The 10,850-nt window shown below is 70.9% G+C and carries 8 protein-coding genes; 3 read left to right on the top strand and 5 right to left on the bottom strand.

Going from position 1 to position 10,850, the window contains the following annotated elements:
• Positions 1-126: 126 nt before the first annotated feature.
• Together WBA97_RS01210 and WBA97_RS01205 are read right to left on the bottom strand one after the other, a co-directional pair.
• Entirely contained in the window at positions 127-567 is a 441-nt protein-coding gene (locus WBA97_RS01210; protein ID WP_424228745.1) for a DUF7144 family membrane protein, read from the bottom strand.
• A gap of 234 nt (positions 568-801) precedes the next feature.
• Entirely contained in the window at positions 802-1,668 is an 867-nt protein-coding gene (locus WBA97_RS01205; RefSeq protein ID WP_424228744.1) for a methyltransferase domain-containing protein, read from the bottom strand.
• Positions 1,669-1,711: 43 nt separating this feature from the next.
• Between WBA97_RS01205 and WBA97_RS01200 the strand changes: the two genes are divergently transcribed.
• Positions 1,712-2,482: a PIG-L deacetylase family protein gene (locus WBA97_RS01200; protein ID WP_424228743.1), complete on the top strand. Its 771-nt coding sequence runs from the start codon at positions 1,712-1,714 to the stop codon at positions 2,480-2,482.
• Between the two features lie 155 nt (positions 2,483-2,637).
• Here WBA97_RS01200 and WBA97_RS01195 read toward each other — a convergent pair whose 3' ends face one another.
• The 3 genes from WBA97_RS01195 to WBA97_RS01185 all read right to left on the bottom strand — a co-directional run bounded on the left by WBA97_RS01195 (position 2,638) and on the right by WBA97_RS01185 (position 8,956).
• Entirely contained in the window at positions 2,638-4,935 is a 2,298-nt protein-coding gene (locus tag WBA97_RS01195; protein ID WP_424228742.1) for an FAD-dependent oxidoreductase, read from the bottom strand.
• A gap of 6 nt (positions 4,936-4,941) precedes the next feature.
• Positions 4,942-6,042, bottom strand: coding sequence for an alpha/beta hydrolase (locus WBA97_RS01190; RefSeq protein WP_424228741.1), 1,101 nt, complete (start codon positions 6,040-6,042; stop codon positions 4,942-4,944).
• 88 nt (positions 6,043-6,130) lie between these two features.
• Positions 6,131-8,956 (bottom strand): helix-turn-helix transcriptional regulator, encoded by a 2,826-nt coding sequence (locus WBA97_RS01185; RefSeq protein WP_424228740.1) that lies wholly within the window; start codon positions 8,954-8,956, stop codon positions 6,131-6,133.
• A gap of 579 nt (positions 8,957-9,535) precedes the next feature.
• Here WBA97_RS01185 and WBA97_RS01180 point away from each other — a divergent pair.
• Together WBA97_RS01180 and WBA97_RS01175 are read left to right on the top strand one after the other, a co-directional pair.
• Positions 9,536-10,555, top strand: coding sequence for a hypothetical protein (locus tag WBA97_RS01180; protein ID WP_424228739.1), 1,020 nt, complete (start codon positions 9,536-9,538; stop codon positions 10,553-10,555).
• Positions 10,555-10,850 (top strand): hypothetical protein (locus WBA97_RS01175; RefSeq protein WP_424228738.1); only part of this gene is annotated, 296 nt, incomplete at its 3' end. The genes WBA97_RS01180 and WBA97_RS01175, both read left to right, overlap by 1 nt.

Genomic DNA, 10,850 nt, shown 5'->3' with positions numbered 1-10,850 from the left:
CGTCGAAGCAGGCGACGCGGACGGCCGGCGGCCGGCGGCCGGCGGCCGGCGGCCAAAGCGCAGCGCCCAGCCGAGACGGTGTCAACCCGTGGTATCTCGCCCTGCCCGATGTGCTCGGCTGACCGGCTACCTCTTCGCGAAGTGGCGGCCTGCGTCGCCGGTGCTGAGCAGGATGATGACGGCCAGTGCCAGCAGTCCAACGAGGATGTTGATGATGAGCAGCACCGCGATCGTCGGCGCGATCAGGGACACCACGACGCCGAGCAGGCTCAGTGCCGCGAAGACGATGGCGACGACGCGTGCCCACCGCGCACCCTTGGCGAGGTTGATCGCGGCGAAGGCGAGGACGGCACCGATGATGAGGACACCGATCGCCACCGCGGAGTAGCGCGGGGCGTTTTCCTCGGCGAGCTCCCTCGGCAGCGCGTTGTCACCGACGTACGCGTCGACGAGAGCGTCGTGGAACGCGAAGGTCAGGATCGTGCGGAGGACGAGTAGCGCGAGCAACGCCCACACGGCGAGCGTCGCACGGCGGATGGACTGCGGAACGGGCGTGGTCGTGGACACGGAACTCCTCGGGTCGAATCGGATACCGCCGTGAGAGCACCCCGCCGACCCATCCGTTCCCAACACTGTGCGCAGGCAAACGGTAGCGACCCCTTGCAGCTCAGTGCGCACGACATGCCCACCCCGTTCGAGGGATCACCAGGTGCAACCGGCCGACATCAGGGCCTGTCCCATGGATCTTTGCGCGAGGGTCGGTGGCTCACCAACAGTTACCTCAGGGGAACGTGACGGCACTCAACCACCAACCACCTCGATGTCCGGCGCCTGCGCTGGATCGGAACCAACACTTTTGAATTCCGGGGAGGCGGACCAGGGGGGACCAGCTATGAGGTGGAAGAACCTGGCGGTGTTCACGTAGGGCTGCCGGTCGGCGACAGCCAGTTCGAGTCGTTCGAGTTCGGCGAAGAACTCCGGGTCGTGTTTGCGTTCCTGGTCGGTGATGTAGTCGCAGACGCCGCGGATGCCGTAGTGGCCGATGATCGGACAGCCGAGTTCGTCGAGGATCTCCGTGACCTCGTCGGCGGTGCGCAGGGTGATGGTGGTGTCGAAGGTGACGGTGTGCGCCTGGCTGGTATCCAGCGCGGCGCGGGCGGCGGCCGGGTCGTTGTGCTGGATGGCGATGCGCAACGCCTCGGAGTGCCGGTTGATGGAGATGACGGACAGGAGACCGCCTGGCCGCAGCGGTGCCAGCGCGGCGGCGAGCGTCGCGGTGATGTCGTCGGTGTACTGGAGCAGGTTGTGGCAGAGCACCAGGTCGTAGCCACCGCGCACGATGTCGGCAGGCAGGTTGTCGATGTCGGCCTCGATGCAGGTGACGCGGTCGGCGAGACCGGCTTCTGCGGCCCGGTGCCTGGCGGCGGTCAGCATCGCCGGGGCGTGGTCGACGATGCTGACGTGGTGGCCCTTGGCGGCCAGCCGAACAGCGTCGCCGCCGTCGCCGCCTGCCAGATCGAGCACCCGCAGTGCGCCGTCGCCGAGGTCGGGGCAGTGGCGGGCGAGGTTGGCCCCGGCCTGGATATAGCGCAGCCGGCCCCACGGGCTGTCCTGCCATTGGCGCCAGGTGTCCATCTTGGTGTCGAACGTCTCCGCTTTCTCCGGCATTCGACAGACGATAGCCATGAGCCCACCCGGCTGATGCGGGAGGATGACCGGTATGACACTGCCTGCCCTGCCTGAGGAGTCCTTCCAGCGGGTGCTGTGCGTGGTCGCGCACCCCGACGACATGGAGTACGGCACGTCCGCGGCCGTCGCACGCTGGACCGCGCGTGGCATCGAGGTCGGCTATCTCCTGCTCACCCACGGTGAGGCCGGCATGCCCAACCCTCCCGAGGAGACGGCACGCCTGCGCGTCGCCGAGCAGCGGGCCGCCTGCGACGTCGTCGGCGTCAGGCACCTGACCGTCCTCGACCATCCGGACGGCGTGCTCGTCTACGGCCTCGACCTGCGCCGCGACATCTGCCGGGAGATCCGCCGATTCAAGCCCGACGTCGTGCTCGGCACCGGCTTCGACGTCGAGACGCCCTACGGCTTCGACCAGGCCGACCACCGCGCGGCCGGGCTCGCGACGCTCGACGCGGTGCGCGACGCCGGCAACCGGTGGGTCTTCCCGGAGCAGGTCGACGACGAGGACCTCGAACCGCACTCCGCCCGCTGGTACATCGTCCCCGGGCTCGCGGGCTCCGGCGCGACCCACGGCGTCGAGGTCACCGGTGAGCCGCTGCGCAGCGGCGTCGCCTCGCTCCGGGCGCACGCCGCCTACCTGGCCGCGCTCCCGGACCACCCCGCCCCCGAGGACATCATCCCGATGTTCGCCGCGATGAGCGGCAAGGCCATGGGTGTCGAACACGCCGTCCTGTTCCGCGCCAACGACCTGGCCGCGCCACCGGACTTCTCCACCGAACCCACGCAGGACTGACGGCCGCGGCGCTGACAGACCAAGGCCACCGCTCGCGGCGGTGGCCTTGGTGTCCCGCAACCGACCGGCCTCCAACCGTTCGCGGGACGTCGAGTGGCCGGTCGGAGCGAGCCTCCCCAGTCAGCTCCGACCGGCCATCATCGGGGATGCTCCAGTCACCCCGGCCCGTAGGCGCCCCAGAGTTCGCCTACGAAGAACTTGCCGAACCGGACCACCGCTTCGACCGGGCGCGGGCCCCGCGCCCGGAAGCTGCCCAGTGTCGCGACCAGATCCTTCGGATCGATGCGGAGCGTGCCGGCGGCGACGGCCTCCGCGTCCTCATCCGGCAGGACGTGGCCGCGCAGCACATGGGTGTACAGCGTGGACGTGGCGCGCCACATTCGGGTGACGGGTCCGTCGTGGACGTCCTTCCATCCGCTGAGGGTGCGGGGGTTCCCGTCACCGTCGGTGAACCACAGGTGGTAGCGCATGACCCGGCTGCCGGGTGCGCTGCCCGGCGCGAACAGGTTGAACCAGCCGCGTTCGACCGCCTGCCTGCCACCACAGCACGCGCCGTCGACCCACCCCCGCGCGCAGGCGAGGTGCTCGGGTTCCGCGAGGAACGTGTCGAGGTCGTCGATGTGAATCGTGAGCCGGAACGACAACGGGTCGCCGTCCGCCCCGGCCGTCACCGGATCGGTGGCACCGGCGACGACGGCACCCGCCATCTCCTCCTCGAACGACAGCGACGTCACCGCTGACGTCACCGCTCCGGTGCTTGGCGATCCGGTCCGCGCGGCATGCCGTGTCACGCGGGTCTCCAGCAGCCGCGTGGACATCCGGTCGGCCAGCGCGGCGATCGTCAGCGACGGGTTCGCCCCCACCGGGCCCGGCACGGCGGCGCCGTCGGCGACGTAGAGCCCGGGATGGCCGAAGACCTCGCCGTAACTGTCGCAGACACCGTCGTCCTCGTGGCGGCCCATGGGCGCGCCGCCGAGCGGGTGCACGGTGATGAACCGCTTCCCCAGCCACGCGGGCAGCCCGGAGTAGTCGGCGCCGAGCACGTCCGCGATCCGCCGCATGGTCGTCTCCAGCCGCTCGAAGTGCTCGGCGCTCGCCGAACCACTCCACTGCACATCCAGCTTCCCGTCCCGCAACCGCAGCCTGCCGTCCGGCACGTCCCGGCCCATCCCCAGCAACGGCAACGAGTTCGCGGACAGCGCGGAGTCCCGGAACAGGTCGGCGATCTCCGAGGACAGGTTCGGGTCGCGGGAGAGCGTTGCCCAGATCCGGTTGATGACGAACCTCGACATCCGCATGAGGTTGTTCCGCACGTCGGCACCCTCGGCCAGCCAGTCGACGAACGTGGGGTGGCCACCGTCCTGGATGTAGGCGCCCCTGCCCTTCGCGGCCGGATCCTCGAGCCCGTCCGGCAGGCGGATCGCGCTGGTGATCACGGGTCCGTGGCTGGCGTCGATCTCCCGGGTGCGGGTGCGGTCCTTGGCACGCAACAGGAAGGCGAGTACGTCGCCGTTGCCGGAGAACCGGCTGCCGAGCGTGTCGGAGAGCCCCGGCAGCCGGTCACGGCTGCGCATCAGCAGACGTGTGGTGCCGAGGGTGCCCGCGGCGAGGACGAGCCGGTCGCACTCGATGGTCTCCGTCTCGGCCGTTCCCCCATCGTCTCTCCCATGCCGGACGTAGTCCACGGCGTAGCCGCCCGCCGCGCGTTGCCGGACCGCCTGTGCCTCGTGCAGCGTGCGCAGGTCCGCGCCGTGGCGCGCGGCGGCGGAGAGGTAGGTGTGGTCGAGGGTGTTCTTGGCGCCGTCGTTGCACCCCAGGTCGCACTCGCCGCACAGCCGGCAGGTCCGCCTCGGCACCCCGTGCAGGTTGCCGTAGGCCGGTTCCACGATGGGCAGGCCGAGGCCGGGTTCCGCGCCGGGGCTGGGTGCGAAGCTGATCCCCAGTGGTGGCAGGCGCCAGTCGAGACCCAGTTCCGTTGCCGCGTCCCGCAACGCGATGGTCTTGGGGGTGTGGGAGTAGGCCGGGTGCGAGAACGGGTAGGGCGTGGCGCCGAGCATCCGCTCGACCGCGTCGTAGTGGGGGTCGAGGTCCGCCCTCGTCACCGGCCAGGTCTCGACGCCGCCGCCCTCGGCCGGTTCGTCGTGCACGAACCAGTGCTCGTCCTTGCGCATCAACACGTTGGCGTAGATGAGCGAGCCGCCGCCGAGCCCGCTCGCGACCACCGAGTCGCAGCCGGTGAAGCTCCACACGTCGAACATGCCGTGCAGACCCTCTTCCGGGTCCCAGAAGGCGCCGCCCATGTCGCTGGGGCTGCGTGGAAACGAGCCCGGCGGGTACGCGCGGCCCCGCTCCAGCACCACGACGGACAACCCAGCGGACGCGAGGCGGTACGCGGTGACCGCGCCGCCGAAACCGGAACCGACGACCACGACGTCGGTGTGTTCGTGTGCCACGACGCCTCAACCCCCGTTCCGCTTGAGGAAGTCCACGATCTTCGGGAACACGTCCATGTGCGCGTTCTTGCCGATGAACGGGTCGACGTGCCCGTAGCCGTCGAGGATGTCCAGCTCGTGCCTGCCTGGCACGCGCTCCTCCAGGAGCCGGTGTCCCGCGATCACGGAGTCGGCGAAGACGTGGTTGCGGTCGCCCGCCAGGTACAGCACGGGTGTCTCGACGCGCTCGACGTCGGTGAGGTAGTCGTCGGGCAGGGTCCGGTGCGCCGGGTCGGCCGGGTCGAACTTCACGGCCTTCCCCGCCCGCACCATCTTGCCGAGGTGCCGGAAGTAGGAGACGTCCACGACGCCGTGCAGGTCGGTCAGGCGTTCCTGCGTGTGCGTCTCGAGCGCGAGGTTCTCGTGCTCGTACAGCGCCGGGTTGCCGCTGCCCCACATGAAGCTCAGCAGGTGGCAGGCCGGCACATCGCACTCGCGGTGGAACAGCGACGCCGTGCGGGCAAGAAGGCTGCGGCGGGTGAGTGGTGGCGCCACGTGGAACCGCGGGTCCAGGTGGGACAGGCCGAAACCGTAGTCGAGCATGAAGGGCCCGGTGGTGAGCTTGAGCCGCGACCAGGCGGGCACCCTCGGGGTCAGACCGACGCTGTTGGCCACGACGCTGGAGATGCCGTCGACCACCCCGCCGAACAGGCTCATGTGGAAGGTCAGTGAGCCGATGCAGTGCGCCACCACGTGGAGTCGCCGTCCCCCCAGGTGACGGCGCATTTCACGGATGGCGGCGGGGTGGTCGAAGGCGGCTATGTCGTCCAGGGTGTGCCTGCCGGTCTCCGCGTTGTACGGGAACCGGGTGCTCATGCGAAGGTCAAGAGCCCAGACGTCCCGGAACCCGTTCGCGTGCAGGTAGCTCACCAGGTTGTGGTGCTCCGGCATCACGAACATGTCGCTTGACTGTGTCAGGCCGTGCACGAGCAGGACGACGTCGTCGGATTCCGACGCCAGGAACCTCGTCAGTTGCAGACCGAGACCGTCCTCGGTCGAGAACGGATGGACCGACACCTCGGCCCCCGTCACTCCTTCCAGCGTGTACCTCGGTATCCGCATCCCCATGTGGAACCCCTCCCCCAGAACGCGCCATCAGCATGGCGAACCGCGACGGTGCGCGGCATCGTGGAAACCTCGTACATCCGCCCCGGCATCAGGACTCGCGGGCGAGTGTGGCGGCGACCCCGGTCCGCGACGTCACGCCGAGCTTGGCGAAGACGCGGGACAGGTGGGTCTCGACGGTGCGGACGCTCAGGAACAGCTCCCCCGCGATCCGCTGGTTCGTGAGCCCCTTGGCGACCAGCCTTGCGACCTCCTGCTCGCGGGGCGTCATCCCGTGCGCCCTGTCGTTGCCCGCCGAGGTGGCCGGGGCGGGGACGCGGACACCGAGGCGCCTGCGCTCCCGGATCGCCTGCGCGGACAGCGCGGTGGCGCCGCAGTCGTCGAACACCTCGGTCGCCTCGCGCAGCCGTTCGCGGGCGAGGTCGGCGCGGTCCGAGGACGCGTGGGCCAGGCCAGCGGTGAGCAGCGCGCGCCCGGCATCGAGCCTGCGCCCGCCATCGGACAGGCGCCGCACGGCGTCCTCGGCCAGCGCGGCCGCGGCGGCGGGGTCGGCCGCACGCACGACGTGTGCGCGTGCGAGGGCGACGAGCCCGGTGAACACGGGCAGCTCGGGGTCGTCGAGTCGGGTGGCCAGGTCGGCCCATCTGGTGCCGTCGCGGCCGCGCGCGACCTCGACCTGCGCCAGCAGCTCGCAGGTGGCGAGCAGGGTGGCGCGGTCGAGCTTGGGGTTGCGGAAGTCGGCGCAGGAGGCCACGAGCGCGTCGAAGCCCTCGTCCAGCCGCCCAGCCGCGACCATGGCGACGGCACGGGCGTTCTGTGCCATGTAGCCCCAGACCTCGTGGCTGCCCGCGACCGTCGTGACGGCGTCCTCGCCGACGGCCAGCGCCGCGTCGTGGTCACCGGACCAGGCCAGCGCGAGGCACCGCTGCGTGAGCGCGAACACCAGCTGCTGCCCGGACCCGATCAGCCGGGCGCCGTCGATCGACTCCTCCACCGTCTCCAGGGCCGCCGCCAGCCTGCCGAGCGCGATGAGCGTCCTCGCCCTGCCCGCGAGGAGGTTCGTCAGTACGTAGGCCTGCCCCGTGGACCTGGCGAGGGCTGCGGACCGGTCGAAGTGCCGCAGCGCGAAGGAGTAGCGGCCGAGGGAGTTGTCGGCCCAGCACAGCCACGCCATCGTGTCGAGCCACTCTGCGAGGTGGCTGTCGGGGACCGCGTCGATGAGCCGTGCCGCCACTTCGGCGGTGCGCAGTGCCTCCTTGATCCGGCCCGCGGCATAGGCGGACATCGGGCGCAGTGCGGCGACCGCGACCTCGAGGCCGGGCTCCCAGCCCTCGCCGGAGTCCGGCATCATGTCGAGCACCGCCTGCGCGGCCCGGAAGTCCACCCGCATCAGGCTTTCCACCACCAGCCGCATCCGCAGCGGGATCGCGACGTCGGCCCGCGCGTTCGGCATCCGGCTCAGCTCGTCGAGCAGCAGGGCCCTTGCCTCGTGCGGGCGGTCGAGCTGGCGTTCCATCAACGCGCACATGCGCGCGGCCTTGGCCCGGCGGTCGTACTGGTCCGCGGGGAGCAGGGCGAGGAGCTCACGGGCGGAGTCCCGGCTCTCGGCCAGCTTCCCGCTCACCCCCTGCGCGCGGCACAGCTCCATGAGCAGCTCCAGCCGCCGCTCGAGCGTGCGCGGCTCCTCCGGCATCAGCTCGAGCGCGGTACGCAGCCAGTGCGCGCAGGTCTCCGGCGCGTGGTCGGCCACGGCGCGGGCGGCGGTCACCAGGGTGTCGACGGCGCGTTCGTCGCCGTACGAGCAGGAGCGCTCGACGTGGTGGGCCTGGACGATGGCGGGCGCGCCGACGTGGGCGAGATGCTCGGCGAGCCGGGCGTGCGCGCCGAGCCGCCAGCCCGCCTCGGCGTACTCGTAGGCGGCCTGGCGCACGAGTGGGTGACGGAACCGGAACCGGCGCGACGTGGCGGGCCGCAGGATGTCGCGTGCCACGAGGTCGTTCAGTGCCTCCAGCGACGCCGCCTCCGGCATCTCAGCGGCCACCGCCATCATGGCGGGCCCGAACTCGTCCCCTGCCACGGCGGCCGCGTGGGCCGCCCGCAGCGACGCCTGCGGCAGGTCGCCCAGCTCCACCTGCAGGACCGCCCGCACCGACGCGGGCAGCTCCGCGCCCTCCAGCCGGTGCATGCGCGCCAGCGCCTCCAGGTAGAACGGGTTGCCGCCGCTGGCCTCGAACAGCGCGCGGCCCCGGGCGCCGTTGACGCCGGGTCCGAGGAACTGCGCCACCTCCTCTGCGCTGAGCGGGCCGACGGTGACCTGGTGACCACCGGCGGCGGCCACCAGCGCGGCGAGCCGGGGAGGTGCCTGGGCGGGCCGGTAGGCCACGGCCACCAGCACCGGGCCGCGCGGCGGGTGGCGCACGAGGTGGTCGAGGAACTCCACGGTGCCGGGGTCGGCCCAGTGCACGTCGTCCAGCAGCAGCGCGAGCCCGTTGCGCCCGGCGAGTTCGTCGATGAGGGCGCGCAACGCCCGGTACAGCAGGAGGCGCGCGATCCCGGTCCGGTCGACGCCCTCCTCCACCTCCGCGTCGCCATCGCCGTCCGCCAGCGCGGGGAACACGGTGCCCAGCAGCCGCCGCTCCGCCGCGCCCAACCGGTCGGCGAACCGCGCACAGCCGGACTCCAGATGGTCGTCGAGGGCGTCGACGAGCGCGCTGAACGGCATGATCTGCTCGAACTCGGCCGCCCGGCCCCACAAGGTGGTCAGCCCGTCGGTGCGCGTGGCCAGCTCCCCCAGCAGCCGCGTCTTGCCAACCCCCGGTTCGCCGACCACGGCGAGGAACTGGAACTCGCCGGCACGGGTCGCGTCGACGGTACGCGTGAACGACCGCAGCGCGGCACCCCGGCCGACAAGCGGCACCGAACCGTCCACTATGGACTCACTTGGTACTGAAGGCCCAAAACCGGCCACTGGTCGAACCAACAAGAGCCCACCCCCTGGGCATCCGTCGGCCAATCGAACTCCGGAAACTCGCCGTCAGCCTAGATCCCGCCGGACACCAGGACAACCGCACGACGCTCGTTTCGGCGGCCAGCAACGTCGCAACCAGCGGAATTCTCCTCCGGAATTCACCCGGTTCGACCATGTAGGGCGCCGCCACACAGCGTGCCCGGCAACCCCGACGTGCCGCCGGGCACGGTCACCTCCTACACGCCGGTGTCGAACCCGGTGGTCGTCGACGCGGTCGGCGCCACCAGCTGACGAGAGCCCCGCCCAGGCGGCATGGGCGGGACTCCCCTTTGCGTTCAGCGGTGTCCGGATTTCGCGGATGCGCGGACCACCCGAGAGTTATGGTCAAATCCTGATCAATTCCGAAATCGATCATCGGGGCCGCTTGACAATTCCCGCGAAAATCCTCACCCCGCGGTGCGACGCGGCTACTCTTTTCCGCACTGGCACATTGTTCGGTGGCGGGACGACGTCATGGATCTTGGACAGTTGCGCACAGCGAAGCCGGAGCCGATCCTCAGTGCGGCCGAACGCCTCGGCCGGATCTCCGATGGGCTGAAGGACGCCGAGGAGCGGGTGAACACGACGGTCCGCCAACCACTGGGCGATGACGCCTGGCGCGGTGCGGCGAGCACGGCCGCCCTCGCGCGCATCGACCAGGTCGGCAAGGACGTCGCGCGGTCCGGCGACGTCGTCGCACAGACCGGGGCACAGGTCAGGAAGTTCGGTGACGCGCTCGCCGAGGCGAAGGTCCTCGTCGCCAGGGCGGACGACATGGCGAGCGGCGCGCGGCTGACCATCGGCCCCGACGGGTCGGTCACGATCCCCAGCTCACAGACCGAGGCCGAGGCGGAGGCGCTGAAGGCCACCGGCGCCGAGGTCCACCGGATGCTGGGCACGGCGGTGACGATGGCGTCGGCCGCCGACGAAGCGTGCGCCGGTGCGCTGGCCGAAGCCGCCCAAGTGGGTGAGACGGCCGGGATCGCGATGGGCTCCCCGCTGGCGACGGCCGCGTTGACGAACGGCGGCGACGACCGCGGGTTGGACGTCGGAAACATGGACCACCTGGAGGAGATGGCCGTCGACCACGTGTTGCAGGCCTCCCTGGACGACCTCTTCGGGCCCGAGGTCGTCGACACCATCTCCGAGGAAGGCGTCTGGGCCGGTGTCAACGAGTGGTGGGACCAGAGCCTGGAGGACATGACGTCGGTGCCGGATCTCAGCGACCTGTTCGAGTCCGACGGCTTCGACATCGGGAACATGAACCATGCGGAGGAGACCGTCTTCGACTACGGGTCCGGGGCCTCTCCTGACGACCTCTTCGGGCCCGAGGTCGTCGACACGATCTCCGAGGAGGGTGTCCTGGCCGGCGTCGACGAGTGGTGGGACCAGTCATGGGAGGACATGACGGAGATCCCCGACGGCCTCGGTAATCGCTGGGACGACCTCTCCGAAGGCGTCGAGCACTTCGCCGACGACCCGGTCGGCACGATCGGCGGGTTGTTCTGATGACCGGCCAGGCGGGCCTCGTACCGGGCCGGCTGCGGCTGCCCGAGGCAAGCCTCGCGGACGTCCGCCCGGTACTGGCCGACCCGTCGACGCCGCCGATGGCACGGCAGCTGCTGACCGTGGTCGCGAACCCCGGCCTGCGGCCCGCGAGTCCACGGTTCGGGACCCGCGAGTCCACGGTTGGGGACCCGCGAGTCTTCGGTTGGGGACCGCCGAGTTGGCGGTTCGGCGCTGTCGATGACGGTGCAGCTCGCCAACTCGCGGGTGCTGAACCGCCAACTCAGGGGTTCCGAAC

The organism is Actinophytocola sp. (genome assembly GCF_049647105.1).
Taxonomy (GTDB): domain Bacteria; phylum Actinomycetota; class Actinomycetes; order Mycobacteriales; family Pseudonocardiaceae; genus Actinophytocola.
The sequence above is the reverse complement of the archived record's forward strand: the minus strand, read 5'-3'. Positions and strand labels throughout refer to the sequence as shown.